We start from the raw sequence: 20,488 nt of genomic DNA, 5'->3' as shown, positions 1-20,488 counted from the left end.
CAAAGGCCAAGGAAGCACGCCGAATGCGCATATTGCTGGTGGAAGACGATCTCATGCTGGGCGACGGCCTGGTGGATGCCTTGCGTGCCGCCGGCTACACGGTGGACTGGCTAACCACCGGCCTGCCGGCCCTGGACGCCTTGCGCAACGAGGAGTTCGCCGCCCTGGTACTGGATCTGAACCTGCCCGACATCGACGGCCAGCAACTGCTGCAACGGCTGCGCCGGGCCGGCCACGGTCTGCCGGTGCTGATCCTGACCGCCCGGGATGCCCTGGACGACCGGGTGCGCGGGCTGGACGGCGGCGCCGACGACTATTTGGTCAAGCCCTTCGCCCTGCAGGAGCTGAACGCCCGGCTGCGCGCCCTGACCCGGCGCCACCAGGGCCAGATGCAGCCGGTGGTGCGCCACGGCGAACTGGAGCTGTTCCCCGATGCCCGCGAGGCCCGCTGGCGGGGTGAACCGGTGCGGCTCACGCCCCACGAATACAAGCTGCTGCAGGAGCTGGTGCTCGGCGCCGGCCGGGTGTTCAGCAAGGAGCAGCTGGAACAACGCCTGTATGGCTGGGAGCCCGGGGCCGCCAGTAATGCGGTGGAGGTGCACATTCACCACCTGCGCAAAAAAATAGACTCAGGGCTCATTCGCAATATTCGCGGCGTCGGCTACCTCATTGAACGGGCCGGCAACTGATGCGCTCCATTCGCCGTTTTTTGCTGGCCGGGGTGCTGCTGGTGGTGAGCACAGTGCTGGCCGCCGGCGCCCTGGTGGGCTATCTGGACGCCAGCCATGAGCTGGAAGAACTGTTCGACGCCCGCCTGGCCCAGTCCGCCCGCATTACCCAGCGGCTGCTGAACGACTACCTGCAACACAGCGAGGTACCGCCGGACGGCGACGCCGTCTATCCGGACTGGCACGGCAATCTGCCGGCGGTGCTCCCGGTGGCTCAAGACGACGAAGCCACCCCCCTCGGCCACGAGTATGAGGGCAAGCTCTATTTCCAGCTGTTTGATGGCGACGGCCGCTTGCTGCTGCGCTCGCCGGAAGCGCCGCCCGTTCAGCTGGTGGCGCTGCAACCCGGCTTTGCCGGCGGCCGGGATCAGGATCACGACTGGCGCACCTTTACCCTGCAGGACGGCCAGACCGCCCGCTGGCTGGTGGTGGCCGAGCGCGACGATGTGCGCGGCGAGCTGGCCAGCAAGCTGGCGCTGCGTGCCATTCTGCCGCCGCTGGTGGCGCTGCCGCTGCTGCTGTTGTTGCTGTGGGGGCTGGTGCGCCGAGGGCTGCGTCCGCTGCGCCGGCTGACCCAGGATATCGGCCGGCGTCACCCGGCCAATTTGAGCCCGTTGCCCGGCGTTCAAGTGGAGGAGCTGAGCCCGCTGACGACCGAGCTGAACCGGCTGATGCGGGCCCTGGCCGACGCCCTGGAGCGGGAGCAGCAGTTCACCAACGAGGCCGCCCACGAGCTGAAAACCCCGCTGGCGGTGCTGCGCATTCACGTGGAAAACGCCCTCAATGCCCGCGATGACACCCAGCGGGATCAGTCCCTGCACAAGGCGCTGCGGGCGCTGAGACGCAGCGACCGGCTGGTGCAGCAACTGCTCACCCAGGCCCGGCTGGACAACCAGCAGGACATTGAGCGCGCGCCCCTGCGTCTGGACCGGCTGCTGCGCGACACCCTGGCCGAGCTGACCCCGCTGGCACTGGAAAAACACCAGACCCTGAGCCTGCATGCCGAGTTCGAAGCGCCCTTTGAAGGCCAGCCGGTGCTGCTTGGCCTGCTGTTTGGCAACCTGCTCGACAACGCCATTCGCTATACCCCACCCGGGGGCACCATCGCCGTGAGCCTTAACGGCGACGAGGATCACTACCGGGTCTGCATTCACGACAGCGGCCCCGGCATTGCGCCCGAACAGCTGCCCCGGCTGTGGCAACGCTTTTACCGGGGCAACCCGCAACAGGGCGACGGCGCCGGACTGGGGCTGGCCATCGTACGCCGGGCGGCGAACCTGCACCGGGGCCGGGTAAGGCTGCACAATCATCCCGACGGCGGACTGGAAGCCGAGGTGTGGCTGCCCCGCCCGCCAAATTGAGCCCCCTGCACGATTGGGATACACTGACCGTTATTCTTTTTTCAGGGCCCGTGTCGCATGTCAAAATCCCAAGACAGTCTTCGCACCATCAAGAAATACCCCAACCGCCGCCTGTATGACAGCCACACCAGCAGCCACGTCACCCTGGCCGACATTCGCCGGCTGGTGCAGGAAGAAGAGCCCTTTCAGGTGGTGGACGCCAAGACCGGCGAAGACATTACCCGCAGCATTTTGCTGCAGATTATTCAGGAAGCGGAAAGCGGCGGTGACCCCATCTTTTCCAGCGACATGCTGAAGAACATCATTCGTTTCTACGGCCCCTTTCAGGGCGTGCTGGGCAGTTACCTGGACGAAAGCATTCAGTCGATGATTGAGGTGCAGACCCAGGCCGGCATGCAGTCCACCAAGGCCTGGACCGACTTCATGCAGGGCCAGGTGCCCATGATGCAGGAAATGATGCGCCAGTATGTGGAGCAGTCCCGCCAGCTTTACCTCAATACCCAGAACATGTTCGGCCTGTTCGGCGGCCTGGGCGGCAGCCCGGAGCCGCACGACAAGGACAAAAAAGACGGCGAGGAATAACCCCCGCCGTCTTCAGGCTTGCCTGGCTTCAGTGGAGCGCAGGCTGCCAGCCTGCATCAGCGCCCGACGGCCTCTTTATTTTTGCCGCTACGCGGCAATTTGCGGGCAAGCTGCCCGCGCTCCATAAGTCAACTCAGTGCTGGTGACCGCCTTCGCCGTGAGCATGGCCATGCTCCCGCTCTTCTTCGGTGGCGGCGCGTACCGAGACGATCTCCAGATCAAAGGTCAGGGTGCGACCGGCCAGCAGGTGGTTGAGATCCACGTCGGCCATAAAGCGACCCACCTTCACCACCACCACCTGGCGCGGGCCGTTCTCGGTGTGCACCAGGGCCACCATGCCCGGCTCCCAGCGCTTGGCGCCCTGCAGGTGACGAACGGACACCCGCTGGATCAGGCTCTCGTCCCGCTCCCCATAGGCCTCGGCCGGTGCCAGGGTCACGCTGAAGCGGTCGCCTTCATTTTTGCCGGCCAGCGCCTTTTCCAGCCCTTCCAGCATGTTGTTGTGGCCGTGCAGATAGGCCAGCGGGGCCTTGCCCTCGTTGGTGTCCATCACCTCGCCCTGTTCGTCCTTCAGGGTGTAGTTGAACTGCACCACGGTATCGTTTGCAATTTGCATGGGTTGTCCTGTTACTCGTGTCTAGAAACCCGCGCATCATAACAGAAGCCCCCGGCAGGCCCATAAAACAGAAAAAGACGGCAGGGTCGCCCCTGCCGTCCAAACGAGATAACAGCTCTGTTATTGGTCTTCGTCTCAGTTTGCCTTGGCAGCACCGCGGGCATTGCTCTTGGCGGCAGCGGCGGCGGTGTTGTTGGCCGCGGCCGTCACGGCACTGATGCCCTTTTCGGTGGCTTCGGCCACCTGACGGGCGGCCTTTTCGGACTGCTCGGCGGCCTGCTTGATCACCTTGTCGGCGATGTCGGCGGCGTCTTTGGCGGCCTTCTGGGCGCCTTCGCGGGCTTCATTGGCCTGGCTCACCGCCTGCTTGATGGCACTGACGGCGGGCTCGGAGCCGGCCGGGGCATGGGCGGCAAACTGCTCAACCCACTCGTCCACCTGCTTGCTGCCGGCGGCCCACTGCTGTTCGCCATAGTTGCCGAGCTGCTGCTGGGCATCGGCCATCAGCGCGAAAACCTCACGGTTGAAGTCGAGCTGGCGCTCCAGCAGGGCGCTGGGGCCAAATACGGCATGATTGAGCTCGGCCAGGGCCTTGGCATCACGTACCGCCAGCAGCTTGCCGGCGTAGTCGAACTGGGTGGTGCTGAGATCGGTCAGCGCTTTCAGTTGCAGCTGACCCAGTTTTTCCGCTCCCGCCAGCAGGCTGGTGCCGAGGCTCTGAACCAGAGCGAGGTTGTCCTGTTGCGCTTTCTGCAGTTTTGCAATATCAAACCATGACATAGTTGGCGTCTCCTGATGAATGAGTATGGACCCGTGGTCCGGCACGCCAGCAAAACCCACTACCACTTGTATTTGGCGCGCAGGACCAATACTGCACCGCACAAAAATCTTTTTCAAGGACTTTTTTGTGCAGCGCAAAATCCACCCTTTTCCTTGCCGGCCCAGGTCTTGACGGAGCCGCGGCGGTGGCACTGTTACCTGATGAGTCCGGCTCACTAACGTGACGGTGCGGCGCAACATCGATCGTCATTTGTTCTTGATCAGTGAATACAATATAACAACAAAGTTGTACTATACTTCTGCACTGCGGATGCCTGCTCCTCTGGGCGGCGATCCGCCACCGGCACCCTCTTCAGGCAAAGAAGGAAAGCCATTCCATAAAAGAAGGCCGTTTTTCAGTAATCACCAAGGCGGCTGCGACTGATGGCTATATGTTATGAAAAACAATATCTTGCCATTCTCACCTCGGCGCCGAACCCGGCCACTGCCTGCACTGGCATTTCCACATTATAAAAATCATTTCCAAAACTTGTTGATCGTCACATTTTTTTTCGTATCATCGGAGTATGGGTTGCGTAGATGTTAAGCGTCCTCACCAGACGTGGCTGCGCACCACTGTCATTTCGACAAACAACAACACGGTGCCGAGAGCACCTCAGATGAATGGATACACATCATGGCTAAAATGAAAGCAATCGAAGCGGCCGCTAAAATCCTGGAGCTGGAAGGTGTCACCAAAGCCTTTGGCGTTCCCGGCGCCGCCATCAACCCCTTCTACGCGGCGCTGAAGGGTCTCGGCTCCATCAGCCACGTGCTGGCCCGCCACGTTGAAGGCGCGTCTCACATGGCCGAAGGCTACACCCGTGCCAACCCGGGCAACATCGGTGTCTGTATCGGTACCTCCGGCCCTGCCGGCACCGACATGATCACCGGTCTGTACTCCGCTTCTGCCGACTCCATTCCGATCCTGTGCATCACCGGCCAGGCGCCCCGTGCCCGTATGCACAAGGAAGACTTCCAGGCCGTGGACATCGAGTCCATCGCCAAGCCGGTCTCCAAGTGGGCCGTTACCGTACTGGAGCCGGGTCAGGTTCCCGGTGTATTCCAGCAGGCCTTCCACATCATGCGCTCCGGCCGTCCGGGCCCCGTGCTGATCGACCTGCCCTTCGACGTACAGATGGCCGAGATCGAATTCGATCCGGAAGCCTATCAGCCGATGACGCCCTACAAGCCGGCCGCCACCCGCATTCAGGTTGAAAAAGCCCTGACCATGCTGAACGACGCCGACAAGCCGCTGCTGGTATCCGGTGGTGGTGTGATCAACGCCGACGCCGCCGACCTGCTGACCGAGTTCGCCGAAGTGCTGAACGTACCGGTGATTCCGACCCTGATGGGCTGGGGCACCATTCCGGACGATCACGAGCTGATGGCCGGCATGTGCGGTCTGCAGACCTCTCACCGTTACGGCAACGCCAACCTGCTGGCCTCCGACTTCGTGCTGGGCATGGGTAACCGCTGGGCCAACCGTCACACCGGCTCCGTAGAGGTGTACACCAAGGGCCGCAAGTTCGTGCACGTGGACATCGAGCCGACCCAGATTGGTCGTGTATTCGGTCCGGATCTGGGCATCGTGTCCGACGCCAAGGCCGCCCTGGAGCTGTTCATTGAAGTGGCCAAAGAGTGGAAAGCCGCCGGCAAACTGAAAGACCGCAGCGCCTGGGTTGCCGAGTGTCAGGAGCGCAAGCGCACCCTGCAGCGCAAGACCCACTTCGAGAACACCCCGGTCAAGCCGCAGCGCGTTTACGAAGAAATGAACAAGGCCTTTGGCCGCGACACCACCTATGTGTCCACCATCGGTCTGTCCCAGATCGCTGCCGCCCAGTTCCTGCACGTGTACAAGGCACGCAACTGGATCAACTGTGGTCAGGCCGGCCCTCTGGGCTGGACCATTCCGGCCGCCCTGGGTGTGTGCGCCGCCGAGCCGGGCCGCCAGGTTGTTGCCCTGTCCGGTGACTACGACTTCCAGTTCATGATTGAAGAGCTGGCCGTTGGCGCCCAGTTCAAGCTGCCCTACATTCACGTACTGGTGAACAACTCCTACCTGGGTCTGATCCGTCAGTCTCAGCGCGGCTTCGACATGGACTACTGCGTACAGCTGTCCTTCGAGAACATCAACGCGCCGGAGCTGGGCGAGTACGGTGTGGATCACAAGGCCGTGGTAGAAGGCCTGGGCTGTAAGGCCATCCGCGTATTCAAGCCGGAAGACATTGCCCCGGCCTTGGAAGAAGCCAAGAAGCTGATGGCCGAATTCTCCGTGCCGGTGGTGGTTGAAGTCATCCTGGAGCGCGTGACCAACATCTCCATGGGCGTTGAAATTGACGCCGTCAACGAGTTCGAAGAGCTGGCCGAGAAGGGTGCCGACGCCCCTACTGCTATCTCTCTGCTGGACTGACAGTGATGGGGCTTACGGGCCCCATCCTGATGTTGCCCCCAACTGAACAAAGGACATCGCAATGCCGAAATTAGCTGCCAACCTGTCGATGCTGTTTACCGAAGTCGACTTCCTGGATCGTTTCGACGCCGCCGCCAAGGCCGGTTTCAAGGGTGTTGAATACCTGTTTCCCTATGATTTCGCCGCTGACGAGATCAAGGCAAAACTGGATGCCAACGGCCTGACCCAGGTGCTGTTCAACCTGCCCGCCGGTGACTGGAACGGTGGCGAGCGCGGTATCGCCTGTCACCCGGACCGGGTGGAAGAATTCAAGGCCGGCGTCGACAAGGCCATCGAATACGCCAAGGTACTGGGCAATACCCAGGTGAACTGCCTGGCCGGTATTCAGCCTGCCGGTGTGGCTTACGAAGAAGCGGAAGCGACCTTCGTGGCCAACCTGAAGTACGCCGCCGAGAAACTGAAGGCCGCCGGCATCAAGCTGATCGCCGAAGCCATCAACACCCGTGACATTCCCGGCTTCTTCCTGAACAACACCAAGCAGGCGCTGGATATCATCGAGAAAGTGGGTTCCGACAACCTGGCGTTCCAGTATGACATCTACCACATGCAGATCATGGAAGGGGACATCATCCCGACCATCGAGAAGAACCTGAGCATCATCAACCACATTCAGCTGGCCGACAACCCGGGTCGTCACGAGCCGGGCACCGGCGAGCTGAACTACCACAACATCTTCGCCTTCCTGGACAAGATTGGCTACGACGGCTGGATCGGTGCCGAGTACAAGCCGGCCACCACCACCGAAGCCGGCCTGGGCTGGCTGAAGACTCACGGTGTGGTTTAAGGTTTTTCTCTTAACGCGGTTTTCCACGACGCCGGCCCGCCGGCGTCTTCAGACAAAAGGATGACGAACATGAAAATTGGTTTCATTGGCACCGGTATCATGGGCAAGCCCATGGCTCAGAACCTGCAGAAAGCCGGTCACACCCTGTATTTCTCCGAGCACTTCAACAAGGCGCCGGCCGACCTGCTGGGTGACAACGGCATCGCCCTGGCCACTCCCAAGGCCGTGGCCGAAGCCGCCGAAGTGATCATCACCATGGTGCCCGATACTCCCCAGGTTGAAGACGTGCTGTTTTCCGCCAACGGTGTGGCCGAAGGCCTGTCTGCCGGCAAGGTAGTGGTGGACATGTCTTCCATCTCTCCCATCGCCACCAAGGAAATCGCCAAGCGCGTGAAAGAAACCGGTGCCGACTTCCTGGATGCCCCGGTATCCGGCGGTGAAGTGGGCGCCATCAACGCCACCCTGACCATCATGGTGGGCGGCGACCAGGCGGTGTTCGACAAGATCAAGCCGCTGTTCGAAATCATGGGCAAGAACATCACCCTGGTAGGCGGTAACGGCGACGGCCAGACCACCAAGGTAGCCAACCAGATCATCGTGGCCCTGAACATTGAAGCCGTGGCCGAAGCCCTGGTATTTGCCTCCAAGGCGGGTGCCGATCCGGCCAAGGTCCGTGAGGCCCTGATGGGTGGTTTCGCCTCTTCCAAGATCCTGGAAGTACACGGCGAGCGCATGGTGAAAGGCACCTTCGATCCGGGCTTCCGTATTGCCCTGCATCAGAAAGACCTGAACCTGGCCCTGAGCGGTGCCCGTGAGCTGGGCGTCTCCCTGCCCAACACCGCCAGCGCCCAGGAGCTGTTCAACACCTGCAACGCCCTCGGCGGTGCCGGCTGGGATCACTCCGGCCTGGTCAAGGCGCTGGAGCACCTGGCCAACCACAACATTCGGGGCGAGTAAGTCCTGAACCGAATAGCGGTGTTGAGGCTTCAGCCGCTGTTCGGTACACCTCGGGGCAGACGTCGGTGACAAGCTGACTTTCACTCAGGGGGCTTTGTGTTAGACACTGGCCACCGCATGCCTGCCCCACCCTGTTATTGAATCCACAACAGCACCCAGACAGCCGTTTTTTCAGGAGTATTTGCAATGGATATCCAACCCAAGGAGTTGTTACAGCAGTTATTTGACAGCGCCGTGGCCGCCGCCCTGCCCAAGGGTAACCTGGCCGAATACCTGCCCAAGGATACTCGTCAAAAAGCCGTTGTTATTGGTGCCGGCAAGGCTGCCGCCTCCATGGCCGCCGAGCTGGATGCCATCTGGGAAGGGGAACTGTCCGGCGTGGTGGTCACCCGCTACGACCACGGTGCCCCCTGCGAGCGCATTGAAGTGATCGAAGCCGCTCACCCAGTGCCGGATGATGCCGGTGAGCGCGTGGGCCGCCGCATTCTGGAGCTGGTGCAAGGCCTGGGCGAAGACGACCTGGTGATCTGCCTGCTGTCCGGCGGCGGCTCCTCGCTGCTGAGCCTGCCGGCCCCGGGCCTGACCCTGTCCGACAAGCAGGCCATCAACAAGGCCCTGCTCAAGTCCGGCGCCGCCATTGATGAAATGAACTGCGTGCGCAAGCACCTGTCCGGCATCAAGGGTGGCCGTCTGGCTGCCGCCGCCTACCCGGCCCGGCTGATTGCGCTGGGCATCTCCGACGTGCCCGGCGATGAGGCCACCGTGATTGCCTCCGGCCCCACCGTGGCGGATCCGACCACCTCCGCCCAGGCCCTGGCCATTCTCGACAGCTACGGCATCGAAGTAGGCGCCCACGTGCGCGCCTGGCTGGAAAGCCCCGAGTCCGAAACCGTCAAGCCCGGTGACGAGCGCCTGAGCAAGGCCGAGTTCCACATGATCGCCACCCCCCAGGATGCGCTGGACGCCGCCGCGCACCTGGCCCGCTCCAAGGGTCTGGCGCCGCTGGTACTGGGTGACTGCATTGAGGGTGAGTCCCGGGAAGTGGCCAAGGTACACGCCGCCATCGCCAAGCAGATCCTCAAGTGCGGCCAGCCCGTGCAGGCCCCCTGCGTGATCCTGTCCGGCGGTGAAACCACGGTCACCATCAAGGGCAACGGCCGCGGCGGCCGCAACAGCGAGTTCATGCTGAGCCTGTTTAACGAGCTCAAGGGACAGGCCGGCGTCTATGCCCTGGCCGCCGACACCGACGGCATTGACGGCGTGGAAGACAACGCCGGCGCCATGATCACCCCCGAGCTGTTCGCCCAGGCGGAAGCGGCCGGCCTCAAGGCCGAAGATTACCTGGCCAACAACGACAGCTACGGTTTCTTCTCCCAGCTGAATGCCCTGGTGGAAACCGGCCCGACCCGCACCAACGTGAATGACTTCCGCGCCATTCTGGTGCTGCCGAAGTAAAACCGAATTCGAACAACAACAATATTTTGAGCCGCCTTGAGCGGCTCCCTCTCTTTTCTCAGCGAGACCGGCCGGCGTGCCGGTCTTTTTTTGCCTGGCCGGCAGCCCCGCTTCCGCACTTTTTGCTCGAAGCATGACCACCTTTCCTCTATAATCACGCGCTTTAAAATTCCCGGACGCGGGTGGTGTTCACAGCCTGGAGGTATGACCCGAGTGATCAAGACGCCTTACTATCTTATCGACAAGACCAAGCTGCTGCGCAACATGGAGAAAATCGCCTATGTGCGCGAGCACTCCGGCGCCAAGGCGCTGCTGGCCCTGAAATGCTTTGCCACCTGGTCGGTATTCGACCTGATGAGCCAGTATATGGACGGCACCACCTCTTCCTCGCTCAACGAAGTGAAGCTCGGCAAGCAGAAGTTCGGCGGCGAAACCCATGCCTACAGCGTGGCCTATGCCGACGACGAAATTGAAGAAGTGCTGGCCCACTCCGACAAAATCATCTTCAACACCATCGGCCAGCTCGAGCGTTTTGAGGCCGACTCCGCCCGCCATGTACGCGGCCTGCGCCTGAACCCGGGCGTGTCCAGCTCCGAGTTCATCATTGCCGATCCGTCTCGCCCCTTCAGCCGTCTGGGCGAATGGGATGCGGACAAAGTGCTGCGGGTGATGGACAAGATCTCCGGCTTCATGATTCACAACAATTGCGAAAACAGCGACTTCGAGCTGTTTGACCGCATGCTGGGCGAAATCGAACACAAGTTCGGCGCTCTGCTGGACCAGCCGCAGATCACCTGGGTCAGCCTGGGCGGCGGCATTCACTTTACCGGCGACGGCTACCCGGTGGACCGCTTCTGCGCCCGGCTCAAAGCCTTCTCCGAGCGCTTTGGCGTACAGGTCTACCTGGAGCCCGGCGAAGCCTCCATCACCATGAGCACCTCCCTGGAAGTGACCGTGCTCGACACCCTGTTCAACGGCAAGCAGCTGGCCATTGTCGACAGCTCCATCGAGGCCCACATGCTCGATTTGCTGATCTACCGGGAAACCGCCAAGATGGCGCCGAACGACGGCGAGCATCAGTACATGGTGTGCGGCAAGTCCTGCCTGGCCGGCGACATCTTCGGCGAGTTCAGCTTCGAGCAGCCGCTGCGAGTAGGGGATCGGCTATCCTTTATCGATGCCGCCGGCTACACCATGGTGAAGAAAAACTGGTTCAACGGCGTGCAAATGCCGGCCATTGCCGTGCGCGAGCTCGACGGCAGCGTAAATCTGGTCAGGGAATTTACCTTTGACGACTTTGTAAACAGCCTCTCCTGAGGCATGGAGTAACCACAACGCAGCCTTTCAAGGAGGCTCTAGAGGAAAAAGATGAAGAAGAACGTTCTGATTATTGGTGCCGGTGGTGTTGCCCAGGTCGTTGCCCACAAATGTGCGCAACATAACGATGTACTGGGTAACATTCACATCGCCTCGCGTACTGTCGAGAAATGTCAGCAAATCGTCGACAGCGTGCGGGAAAAGGGCAGCCTGAAGGTTGCCGGTGAATTGCAAGCCCATGCCCTGGATGCGCTCGATATCGACGCCACCAAGGCATTGATTGACAAAACACAGTCGCAACTGGTGATCAATGTCGGATCGGCTTTCATCAATATGTCGGTGCTGCAGGCCTGTATCGAGACCGGCGCCGCCTACCTCGACACCGCCATTCACGAAGATCCGGCCAAAATCTGTGAAAATCCGCCCTGGTATGCCAACTACGAGTGGAAGCGCAAGGCCATCTGTGAAGAGAAGGGCATTACCGCCATTCTGGGCGTCGGTTTCGACCCGGGCGTGGTCAACGCCTACGCCGCCGTGGCGGTGAACGAGTACTTCGACAGCGTCGACTCCATCGACATCATCGACATCAACGCCGGCAGCCACGGCCGTTACTTCGCCACCAACTTCGATCCGGAAATCAACTTCCGCGAGTTCACCGGCCGGGTCTGGTCCTGGCAGAACAACGAGTGGGTGCAGAACCAAATGTTCGAGCACAAGCGCACCGACGATCTGCCGGTGGTGGGCAGCCAGACCAGCTACATGACTGGCCACGACGAGGTGCACTCCCTGTCCCAGAACCTGGGCGTGCCCAACGTGCGTTTCTGGATGGGCTTTGGCGAACACTACATCAATGTGTTTACCGTGCTGAAGAACCTGGGCCTGCTGTCCGAGCAGCCGGTAAAAACCGCCGAAGGCCTGGAAGTGGTGCCGCTCAAGGTGGTCAAGGCCGTGCTGCCCGACCCCTCCTCCCTGGCCCCCGACTACACCGGCAAGACCTGCATCGGTGACCAGGTGAAGGGCAAGAAGGACGGCAAGGACAAGGAAGTGTTCATCTACAACGTGGCCGACCACGCCGACGCCTATGCCGAAGTGGGCAGCCAGGGCATTTCCTACACCGCCGGTGTGCCGCCGGTGGCCGCCGCCCTGCTGATCGCCAGCGGCGAGTGGGACGTGAAGCACATGGCCAACGTGGAAGAGCTGGATCCCAAGCCCTTCATCAACCTGCTCAACGAAATGGGTCTGCCGACCCGCATCAAGGACGAGCAGGGCGACCGCCCGCTGAGCTTCTGAGCTTAAGTTAGCGCATGCAAAAGGCCAGTCGACAGACTGGCCTTTTTTGTTGGCGATTTTACCGTATGCATGGCCGTGCCCTTTCGTCGGTCAAAGCGCACAGCTCGAAGGCTCGCCGTGAACCCCTCCATGGGGGCTCCACAGCGCCTTCCCTGGCGCAGAGGGCACGGCGAAGCGGACACCCTTTGCCCTCCTGTGCCAAGTACAGAGCCAACTGTCGGTATTCACAGACAATGCCACAACATCACGAAGCAGCAGCGGGGATTGCCGTAGCCGACCGTCACATGCCAAGGAAGGCATGTGCCGAGCGCCCCACGGATGGGCTTGAAGCGTGTCGGCGGAGTGCAACCTTGCTACTGCTTCGCATTGCCGATTGGCATTCAGGCAGTTTTTGACTCTAGGTCAGGCCCTGGGCGTTTTTCCGCCGATGGCCTGGGTGACTTCCTTTGCGGCGTCCATCACCAGGGCGCTGAGCTGGGGAATGCGCTCCCACTTTACTCGTACCGCCGGACCGGAGATGGAAATGGCGGCCACCGCCTCGCCGTATTCGTTGTAGATATTGGCGGCGATACAGCGCAGGCCTTCAAACTGCTCTTCGTCGTCGAGGGAGTACCCCTGCTGGGCGATTTTGACCAGCTCCTGCTCGAACTGGCTGGGGTTGATAATGGTGTGCTCGGTATAGGCTTTCATGCCGCCCTTGCGCACCAGCTCCAGCGACTCCCTCAGCGGCAGCGCCGACAACAGCGCCTTGCCCACGCCGGACGCATGCACCGGCGAGCGGCTGCCCAGCGACACCACCATGCGCATGGTCTGGGGCGATTCCACCTGGCCCACGTACACCACGCTGCCCTGCTCCAGAATGGCCAGGTTGGAGGTTTCGCCGGTTTCCGCCACTAACCGTTTCATGTGGGGCCGAGCCTGGGCAATAAAGTCGCGCTTTTTCAGGTAGGCGTTGCCGATGGAGAAGGCATTGACGCCAATGCTCCACAACCCCTGGGTATCGTCCAGATCCACAAAATCATGACTGCGCAAACTGTTGAGCAGGCGATGGGCGGTAGACGGCGCCAGCCCCAGGCTGCCGGCGACGTCGGTCAGCGACATGCCCATGTCGGAGGCGGCCAGCCGCTCCAGCAGCAGCAGCGCCCGGGACAGGGACTGTACCTGGGAGACACCGGCCGGTTTGGCGGATTTCGCCTTTTGCTGTTTGATTGGCTCGATCATGAAAAACCTGAGCAGTTCTTGAATACAAAGGCTCATTGTATTGTGTGTTGCTGGTTAAGTCCCGCCTAATCCGGGTAAAAAAATGACCTTATCGCGTATCCCGGTGGTCATGATTTACCCAAAACTACCTTCCTATAACCGACCCATTCCTCATCAATTGCGACCTCATCAAGCGCCATGCGGAATTCGTGCGATACAAAACCCTGACCTCTGCCCCAGTTCTGGCCGACCCTTGTGGTCAAGGATTCTGCAATGCCCCTATCATGGGGGTATTTTCCGGCACGGGAATACACCCCATGCATCACGATCTGCTGCACTACCCCCATACTTCACGACGCACCGTCACCTGTGCCCGCCGGGGCGTAGTCGCCACTTCCCAGGCCCTGGCCGCTCAGGTCGGGCTGGACATACTCAAACAGGGTGGCAATGCCATCGATGCGGCCATCGCCACCGCCGCCACCCTCACCGTGGTCGAGCCCACCTCCAACGGCATCGGCGGCGACGCCTTTGCCCTGGTCTGGACGCAAGGCCGGCTGCACGGGCTGAACGCCAGCGGTCCTGCACCTCACGCCATGACCGTGGAGGCCATTCGCGCCCGCGGGCATCAACAGATACCCTTACACGGATGGCTGCCGGTGACCGTGCCCGGCGCCCCCGCAGCCTGGGCCGCGCTGTCCCGACGCTTCGGCCGACTGCCGTTCACACAACTGCTTGCCCCCGCCATCGACATCGCCCGGGACGGATTTGCGGTCACGCCGACGGTGCAGCAGCTATGGCAGACCGCCGCCGGCCGCTACCAGGTGGACCGGCACGGGCTGTTTCGGCCCTGGTTCGACACTTTTTGCCCCGAGGGCGTGCCACCGCAAGTGGGGGCGCAGTGGCACTCCGTGGATCACGCGCGCACCCTGCAGGCGATTGCGGACAGCGAGGCCCGGGACTTCTATGAGGGAGAGCTGGCCGCGCGCATGGAACGATACGCCCTGGAGCAGGACGGCCTGCTGCGCCGCACCGATATGGCCGCCTTTGCGCCGGAATGGGTGGATCCCGTTCACGTCGATTACCGGGGGTACGACATCTGGGAGCTGCCCCCCAACGGCTCCGGCATGATTGCCCTGATGGCGCTGAACATACTGAAAGAGCTGGAGCCGGCCCAGGATGCGTCGACCCGGCTGCATCAGCGCATAGAAGCAACCAAGCTGGCTTATGCGGACGGGCTGCACCACCTGACCGAGCCCAGCCACATGCGGGTCACCACAGAGCAATTATTGTCCCCGACATACGCTCGAGCCCGCAGTCGCCGAATCGGCAACCGGGCCATACTACCCACGCCGGGCCATCCTACCCTGGGAGGTACCGTCTACCTAGCCACGGCGGACGACGAAGGCAACATGGTGTCCTTCATTCAGAGCAACTTTCACGGCTTTGGCTCGGGCATAGTGGTACCGGGCACCGGCATCAGCCTACAGAACCGGGGCAGCGGCTTTTCCCTCGACCCCGGCCACGTCAACTGCCTGCAACCGGGCAAGCGCCCCTACCACACCATTATTCCCGGCTTTATCACGCACCAGGGGCGTGCCGTGGGGCCCTTTGGCATGATGGGTGGTTACATGCAGCCCCAGGGGCATGTGCAGCTGATCACCAGCATGCTGGACGACGGGTTGAATCCCCAGGCCGCACTGGACGCGCCGAGATGGAAATGGACGTCGGATCGACGAATAGAAGTCGAAGCCGGCTTTTCGCCACATCTGGTTCAGGCCCTCAGGGATCGGGGCCACGCGGTGACCGTCAGTGCCGATTCGCTGACCTTTGGCCGCGGACAGATCATTCTGCGCGACGCCACCCACGGCACCCTGCTGGCCGGCACCGAGCCCAGGGCAGATGGCTCCGCCGCCGGCTACTGAACTGACGCCGGCCCGAAAGCAGGCCAGAAAAAAAGAGCCTCCCGAAGGAGGCTCTTTATCGGTTTCAACGGCTTGTCGGGCAGTTAGCCGGTCCACTGAGTGAACTGGGCGAAGATTAGGAAGCCCATGGAGATGGCTACCCAGGTCGCGAACAAAGGCAGGAAGAACTTGACCCACTTGTTCCAGCTGACACCCGCCAGGGCCAGGGTAGCCATAAAGTAACCCGAAGTAGGATACAGAATGTTACCGATGCCATCGCCCAGCTGGTATGCCAGCACTGCAGTCTGGCGCGTCACTCCCACCAGATCCGCCAGTGGTGCCATGATGGGCATGGTCACCAGGGCCTGGCCACTGCCTGACGGCACAACAAAGTTGAAGCCCAGCTGAGCAAGGTACATACCGATGGCAGAGAAGATCGCCGGGAACTCACCAACCAGGTTGCCAAGGCCGAATACCAGGGTATCCATAATCTGGCCTTCTTCCAGCACCACGGCAACGGCACGGGCAATACCACAGATCATGGCACCCACCAGTACGTCACGGAAACCTTCGTTAAAACCATCGCAAATGTCTGAGGTCTTCAGGCCCGCAATCAGGCCCACGACCACACCCATGATGATAAACAGACCCGCCATTTCCATCATGAACCAGCCTTGCGTCATCACCCCCCATACCAGAGTGGCGAAGAAACCAAAGGCCGCAAGAGACGCCCACTTCTGACGGGAGGTGGCAGTCAGGGCGCCTTCATCGTCGGCATGCTGATAGTGCTTGCGCTTTTCCAGCTCCTTGGCATCCCCTTCCATCAGGCTCAGAGCAGGATTGTTTTTAACTTTCAGGGCATAACGGGTGACATAGAAAATACCACTCAGCAGAATGGCGGCAAATGCCAGTACGCGCAGCCCCATTCCCGAATAAACAGGCAAGTCGGCCAGTTGCTGACCCAGGCCGGTGTTGATGGGGTTGAGCACACCTGCGGTAAAACCAGCCGTGGTCGCACACAGCGCCACCGCAGCGGCCGTCACAGAGTCAAAACGAAGGGCCAACATCAGGGGCAAAATCACGGGAACATAAACCAGTGCAAGCTCCTGAGTGCCTATCAGCGTGGCAATCACCGCAAAGGTGGTCATCAATACAGGAACGATAACAATGGTGTTATGGGCAAAACGTCGTGTCAGCTTGTCGACACCAATCTCGATGATGCCGGTACGACGCAGCACCATGAACATGCCACCGATAATAAAGGTGAAGAAAACAACGGTACCCGCATCCATCAGCCCCTTGGGAATGGCGAGCATAAAGTCAACAGGTCCGACCGGAGTGGATTCGACCACTTGATAGGAATTAGGATCAATCGTGGTACGGCCATTAGGACCGGGAACTCGATCATATTGCCCGGCCGGAACAATATAAGTCAGTACGGCCGCAATGGCACTGAATATAAACAAGATGACATAAATATGTGGCATCTCAAATGACTTCTTCTTCCTGCCTGCATTAGCAGAAGAAATTCCATTAGTTTTAGACATGAGACTCATGACCTCTCCCTCATTACAACAACTGATTAAGTCCATTTACGCCGGGGGCGTCTTTTCCAAGGCCGGCGGCATCACTTCTCAATGGAGATTCGTATGAGCTGACCTGACTGACCTCGAAATCATTATCAACCATCCATTAACCAATATTCAACGTTTTTTAGAAACCAATTCCACCAGATGGAAACCTTCATATCAAGGCAGATAATCAACAAGGCAGGAGGCGCTCTAAATTAAAACATAAGCCATTGTAAATATTACAATAAAAACAAAAACCAAAATTGCACACAATTAAAAATACATTTAATCAGTATCCAAAAAACACAAAAAAGAACATTAAAGTAAACTTTTCGTGAAATTTTAAAGTTCAATATTAACTTAAGAACAAAACATCAATCTTCATATGAAATTTTTACACCTCGAAGTGTATAACACCTGAAATCACCTATCTATTACCCCCTCCCATCGATCCATGATTCAAGTCCATGGCGTTTATTACGGTGAAAATTTCCTGTGAAAATACTTATCCAAAAATAACCGCCTATCTCTTAGACGTCGATGCAATAAAATAGATCACCTAATCAAAACACTCGGCTACGCCACATTCCAACTAAAGGCCGCATCACTCACTTATATATAGTCATTTTTAATGAGTTATTCCGGTTACCTTTATTGTTAAAAAGAAGTCTATTCCTGATATTTGGAAAATACATAAACAAAAATATTGACAAGAAATAAGACTGGTCAGGAATCACGGTATACAAGAGCAGCGGCAAGAGCTCTTTGAGCCACTGAGATCCTGTGACAAAAAAACCGACGCTGAGAGGTCGATTTCTTCTGCTTGGAATGAAGAAGATAAGCCTGTGAAAACATCACCGCCTGACTCAAGGCCGTAGGGGTTCTGTTTTACGGGCCAATCATAAATTGCAGACACAAAAAAACCGACACTGAGGTCGGTAATTCTGGTCGGCGTTGCAGGATTCGAACCTGCGAAACACTCTGGTCCCACTCATACTCAAAAACACGGATGCGCTACCAGGCTGCGCCATTCCCGAATTGCAGACACAAAAAAACCGACACTGAGGTCGGTAATTCTGGTCGGCGTTGCAGGATTCGAACCTGCGACCCTCTGGTCCCAAACCAGATGCGCTACCAGGCTGCGCTAAACGCCGTGACTTTTCTCTTTCGAATTCGTTTGAAAGCAGTGGTGCGAAGGGGGGGACTTGAACCCCCACGTCCGAAGGACACTAACACCTGAAGCTAGCGCGTCTACCAATTCCGCCACCCTCGCGTTTTTACTGCTTTCAGGCCGTGGCCTGAAACTGGGGTGACCGACGGGGCTCGAACCCGCGACAACCGGAATCACAATCCGGGACTCTACCAACTGAGCTACGGTCACCAATACTACTTTGTCCACTTACCGAATGGCGCGCCCGACAGGATTCGAACCTGTGACCTCTGCCTCCGGAGGGCAGCGCTCTATCCAGCTGAGCTACGGGCGCTCTATAATTGGACGCTGCGAATACTAAGGTCAGCCCCTTCCCTTGTCCAGTACTTTTTTGCCCGCCGAGTGCGTCTGCCGATTTTGTCGGCAAAGTGGCGTTTTTTTTAACTAAAGTGAAGGAGTGAGCCCCCGCCGGCAATTGACTTGGGGCGCCAAACCCCTAGAATCAGCCAACAGGAATGAACGTTCATTCATTCGCAATTCAAACTCCGGACAGAACACCATGGCAAATAAACGCGAGCGCATTCTCAATGCGGCGGAACACCTGATTGCCCATCGTGGCTTTCAGGGTGTGTCGATGCAACTGGTTGCGCAGGAGGCTGAGGTGGCCACCGGCACCATTTACCGCTACTTCAGGGACAAGGAAAGCCTGCTGCGCTGCGTGCACGAGGAGCGGCTGCAGGAAGCCTCGCTGGCCCTGCTGAAGGGGGTCGACACCCACAACCCCTGCTTTGAGCAGTTTCGCGTGCTGTGGCAGAACTGCCTGCACTATCTGCTCGGCAACGCCGACTGCCTGCTGTACCGGGTGCAGTACGAGGCCTCGCCCCTGTTCAGCCGGGAAGAGGAAGAACGCATGGATGAACGCTATTTCAAACCGGTGTTCGAGTTTTTTGAACAGGGCCGGGAAGCCGGCCTGTTTCGGGATCTGCCGGCACCGCTGCTCGGTTTTCTGGCGCTGGAAAACCTGATGCTGTTGACCCAGAAACACGCCCGGGGCTGCCTTCAGCTGAACGAGGCCATTTTTGATGAGCTGATGAATGCCGCCTGGAACGCCATTTTAAAACACTAACAACCACGTCGCGGGAGTGACTTCAATGAAAAAGTGGACCCTGTCCATGCTGCTGCTGGTGATCCTGATCTTCGGCAGTGTCATAGGCTTTAATCTGTTCAAGCAAAACATGATGGCGCAGTACTTTGCCAATCAGCCGGTGCCCAGCTTTCCGGTCACCGTGGCCGAAGTCGCTCCGGTCAACTGGACCCCGCGCATCGCCGCCATCGGCTTTATCGAGCCAATACAGGGCATCAATGTCAGCAACGAGTCTGCCGGCATAGTACGCGCCATTCACTTCGAGTCCGGCCAGCAGGTGAAGGCCGGCGAAGTGCTGGTGGAGCTGGATGCCGACGTGGAAAAAGCCAACCTGCGCAGCGCCGAGGGCCGGCTGCCGGCGGTGCAGGCCAATCTGGAGCGGATGCGCCAGCTGTTCCAGCGCGGCTCGGTGTCCAAGGGCCAGCTTGATGAAGCAGATGCCAACTACCGGGAGCTGCTGGGCCAGATTGACTCCCTCAAGGCGACCATAGAGCGGCGTACCATTCGCGCGCCCTTTGACGGCATCATGGGCATTCGCAACGCCTTTCTCGGCCAGTACCTGAATGCCGGCACCGACATCGCCCGGCTGGAAGACATCAGCCAGTTCCGCATTCGCTTCACCATTCCCCAGACCCGCATCGCCGACATTGAAGTCGGCCAGGCCCTGAACATTCTGGTGGACGCCTACCCGGACACGCCCTTTGAAGGGCAAATTACCGCCATCGAGCCCCAGATTAACCCCGAGTCGGGCGTGGTGCAGGTACAGGCCAGCATTCCCAACAAGGAAGGCCGGCTGCGCTCCGGCATGTTTGCCAAGCTGGATGTGCAACTGCCGGTGCTGAACGACCAGATCCTGGTGCCCCAGCACGCCATCAACTTCACCCTCTACGGCCAGACCGTCTACGTGGTGAAGGAAGAGCAGACCGAAAACGGCGACACCGTGCAGGTCGCCAGCCAGCGAGTGGTGGAAGTGGCCGAGCGGGAAGCCGACTACGCCCGGGTAGTGAAGGGCCTGGAGGCGGGAGAAACCATCGTCACCTCGGGCCAGGTGCGGCTGTCCAACGGCAGCCGGGTCAAGCCGGTGGAAAGCGACGCCCTCGACACCCCCGAGTCGGCCCCCCTGCTGTAAGCGGAGAATTC

At 59.7% G+C, this 20,488-nt stretch carries 15 protein-coding genes, 4 tRNA genes and 1 pseudogene; 12 read left to right on the top strand and 8 right to left on the bottom strand.

Features of this window, described 5'->3' with window-relative positions:
- Positions 1–23: 23 nt before the first annotated feature.
- From GU3_RS02920 to phaR, 3 genes are read left to right on the top strand one after another with little or no spacing between them, the layout of a single operon-like run.
- Complete coding sequence (locus GU3_RS02920; RefSeq protein ID WP_014291062.1) at positions 24–689, top strand: response regulator; 666 nt, start codon at positions 24–26, stop codon at positions 687–689.
- Complete coding sequence (locus tag GU3_RS02915) at positions 689–2,089, top strand: ATP-binding protein (protein ID WP_014291061.1); 1,401 nt, start codon at positions 689–691, stop codon at positions 2,087–2,089. The genes GU3_RS02920 and GU3_RS02915 overlap by 1 nt, the downstream gene beginning before the upstream one ends.
- Before the next feature lie 57 nt (positions 2,090–2,146).
- Positions 2,147–2,671 carry a polyhydroxyalkanoate synthesis repressor PhaR gene (gene phaR, locus GU3_RS02910; protein ID WP_014291060.1) on the top strand — a complete coding sequence of 175 codons (525 nt, stop codon included), beginning with the start codon at positions 2,147–2,149 and terminating at the stop codon, positions 2,669–2,671.
- Positions 2,672–2,804: 133 nt separating this feature from the next.
- Here the strand turns inward: phaR and GU3_RS02905 are convergent, their stop codons facing one another.
- Both GU3_RS02905 and GU3_RS02900 read right to left on the bottom strand, forming a co-directional pair.
- Positions 2,805–3,287, bottom strand: a complete 483-nt coding sequence (locus tag GU3_RS02905) for a peptidylprolyl isomerase (RefSeq protein ID WP_014291059.1) — start codon at positions 3,285–3,287, stop codon at positions 2,805–2,807.
- 135 nt (positions 3,288–3,422) lie between these two features.
- Positions 3,423–4,067: a phasin family protein gene (locus GU3_RS02900; protein ID WP_014291058.1), complete on the bottom strand. Its 645-nt coding sequence runs from the start codon at positions 4,065–4,067 to the stop codon at positions 3,423–3,425.
- 676 nt (positions 4,068–4,743) lie between these two features.
- Here GU3_RS02900 and gcl point away from each other — a divergent pair.
- The 6 genes and pseudogenes from gcl to GU3_RS02870 all read left to right on the top strand — a co-directional run bounded on the left by gcl (position 4,744) and on the right by GU3_RS02870 (position 12,382).
- Entirely contained in the window at positions 4,744–6,519 is a 1,776-nt protein-coding gene (gcl, locus tag GU3_RS02895) for a glyoxylate carboligase (protein WP_014291057.1), read from the top strand.
- 61 nt (positions 6,520–6,580) lie between these two features.
- A complete protein-coding gene (gene hyi / locus GU3_RS02890; RefSeq protein WP_014291056.1) occupies positions 6,581–7,363 on the top strand; it encodes a hydroxypyruvate isomerase in 783 nt (260 codons plus the stop codon).
- Between the two features lie 45 nt (positions 7,364–7,408).
- A pseudogene (locus GU3_RS02885) lies at positions 7,409–8,320 on the top strand (2-hydroxy-3-oxopropionate reductase); the annotation flags it as partial.
- A 186-nt stretch (positions 8,321–8,506) separates the two neighbouring features.
- The gene (locus tag GU3_RS02880; protein WP_014291054.1) at positions 8,507–9,775 is read left to right on the top strand and encodes a glycerate kinase; all 1,269 of its coding nucleotides are present in this window, start codon (positions 8,507–8,509) and stop codon (positions 9,773–9,775) included.
- 204 nt (positions 9,776–9,979) lie between these two features.
- Entirely contained in the window at positions 9,980–11,092 is a 1,113-nt protein-coding gene (locus GU3_RS02875) for a carboxynorspermidine decarboxylase (RefSeq protein WP_237711165.1), read from the top strand.
- Positions 11,093–11,143: 51 nt separating this feature from the next.
- The gene (locus GU3_RS02870) at positions 11,144–12,382 is read left to right on the top strand and encodes a saccharopine dehydrogenase family protein (RefSeq protein WP_014291052.1); all 1,239 of its coding nucleotides are present in this window, start codon (positions 11,144–11,146) and stop codon (positions 12,380–12,382) included.
- 402 nt (positions 12,383–12,784) lie between these two features.
- On the opposite strand, the gene GU3_RS02865 is transcribed toward GU3_RS02870, so the two are convergent.
- Positions 12,785–13,603 (bottom strand): IclR family transcriptional regulator, encoded by an 819-nt coding sequence (locus GU3_RS02865; protein WP_041542882.1) that lies wholly within the window; start codon positions 13,601–13,603, stop codon positions 12,785–12,787.
- 296 nt (positions 13,604–13,899) lie between these two features.
- Here GU3_RS02865 and GU3_RS02860 point away from each other — a divergent pair, with 296 nt between their 5' ends.
- On the top strand, positions 13,900–15,504 hold the full coding sequence (locus GU3_RS02860) for a gamma-glutamyltransferase family protein (RefSeq protein WP_014291050.1): 1,605 nt from the start codon (positions 13,900–13,902) through the stop codon (positions 15,502–15,504).
- A gap of 83 nt (positions 15,505–15,587) precedes the next feature.
- On the opposite strand, the gene GU3_RS02855 is transcribed toward GU3_RS02860, so the two are convergent.
- From GU3_RS02855 to GU3_RS02835, 5 genes are all read right to left on the bottom strand, one after another.
- Positions 15,588–17,039: a YfcC family protein gene (locus GU3_RS02855; RefSeq protein ID WP_202798269.1), complete on the bottom strand. Its 1,452-nt coding sequence runs from the start codon at positions 17,037–17,039 to the stop codon at positions 15,588–15,590.
- A 1,092-nt stretch (positions 17,040–18,131) separates the two neighbouring features.
- Positions 18,132–18,208 (bottom strand) — tRNA-Pro (locus GU3_RS02850).
- 33 nt (positions 18,209–18,241) lie between these two features.
- Positions 18,242–18,327: transfer RNA gene (locus GU3_RS02845), tRNA-Leu, on the bottom strand.
- A 32-nt stretch (positions 18,328–18,359) separates the two neighbouring features.
- A tRNA-His gene (locus GU3_RS02840) sits at positions 18,360–18,435 on the bottom strand.
- Between the two features lie 26 nt (positions 18,436–18,461).
- Positions 18,462–18,538: transfer RNA gene (locus GU3_RS02835), tRNA-Arg, on the bottom strand.
- Between the two features lie 225 nt (positions 18,539–18,763).
- Here GU3_RS02835 and GU3_RS02830 point away from each other — a divergent pair.
- Positions 18,764–19,330, top strand: coding sequence for a TetR/AcrR family transcriptional regulator (locus GU3_RS02830; RefSeq protein ID WP_014291048.1), 567 nt, complete (start codon positions 18,764–18,766; stop codon positions 19,328–19,330).
- A 25-nt stretch (positions 19,331–19,355) separates the two neighbouring features.
- Positions 19,356–20,477 carry an efflux RND transporter periplasmic adaptor subunit gene (locus GU3_RS02825; RefSeq protein ID WP_014291047.1) on the top strand — a complete coding sequence of 374 codons (1,122 nt, stop codon included), beginning with the start codon at positions 19,356–19,358 and terminating at the stop codon, positions 20,475–20,477.
- Positions 20,478–20,488 lie beyond the last annotated feature (11 nt).

Source organism: Oceanimonas sp. GK1 (genome assembly GCF_000243075.1).
In the GTDB taxonomy this organism is placed as follows: domain Bacteria; phylum Pseudomonadota; class Gammaproteobacteria; order Enterobacterales; family Aeromonadaceae; genus Oceanimonas.
The sequence above is the reverse complement of the archived record's forward strand: the minus strand, read 5'-3'. Positions and strand labels throughout refer to the sequence as shown.

Bases quoted from the DNA above. Each gene is read 5' to 3' on its own strand.
- GU3_RS02920 (WP_014291062.1), top strand. From the start codon at position 24: ATGCGCATATTGCTGGTGGAAGACGATCTCATGCTGGGCGACGGCCTG.
- GU3_RS02915 (WP_014291061.1), top strand. From the start codon at position 689: ATGCGCTCCATTCGCCGTTTTTTGCTGGCCGGGGTGCTGCTGGTGGTG.
- phaR (WP_014291060.1), top strand. From the start codon at position 2,147: ATGTCAAAATCCCAAGACAGTCTTCGCACCATCAAGAAATACCCCAAC.
- GU3_RS02905 (WP_014291059.1), bottom strand. From the start codon at position 3,287: ATGCAAATTGCAAACGATACCGTGGTGCAGTTCAACTACACCCTGAAG.
- GU3_RS02900 (WP_014291058.1), bottom strand. From the start codon at position 4,067: ATGTCATGGTTTGATATTGCAAAACTGCAGAAAGCGCAACAGGACAAC.
- gcl (WP_014291057.1), top strand. From the start codon at position 4,744: ATGGCTAAAATGAAAGCAATCGAAGCGGCCGCTAAAATCCTGGAGCTG.
- hyi (WP_014291056.1), top strand. From the start codon at position 6,581: ATGCCGAAATTAGCTGCCAACCTGTCGATGCTGTTTACCGAAGTCGAC.
- GU3_RS02880 (WP_014291054.1), top strand. From the start codon at position 8,507: ATGGATATCCAACCCAAGGAGTTGTTACAGCAGTTATTTGACAGCGCC.
- GU3_RS02875 (WP_237711165.1), top strand. From the start codon at position 9,980: ATGACCCGAGTGATCAAGACGCCTTACTATCTTATCGACAAGACCAAG.
- GU3_RS02870 (WP_014291052.1), top strand. From the start codon at position 11,144: ATGAAGAAGAACGTTCTGATTATTGGTGCCGGTGGTGTTGCCCAGGTC.
- GU3_RS02865 (WP_041542882.1), bottom strand. From the start codon at position 13,603: ATGATCGAGCCAATCAAACAGCAAAAGGCGAAATCCGCCAAACCGGCC.
- GU3_RS02860 (WP_014291050.1), top strand. From the start codon at position 13,900: ATGCATCACGATCTGCTGCACTACCCCCATACTTCACGACGCACCGTC.
- GU3_RS02855 (WP_202798269.1), bottom strand. From the start codon at position 17,039: ATGAGTCTCATGTCTAAAACTAATGGAATTTCTTCTGCTAATGCAGGC.
- GU3_RS02830 (WP_014291048.1), top strand. From the start codon at position 18,764: ATGGCAAATAAACGCGAGCGCATTCTCAATGCGGCGGAACACCTGATT.
- GU3_RS02825 (WP_014291047.1), top strand. From the start codon at position 19,356: ATGAAAAAGTGGACCCTGTCCATGCTGCTGCTGGTGATCCTGATCTTC.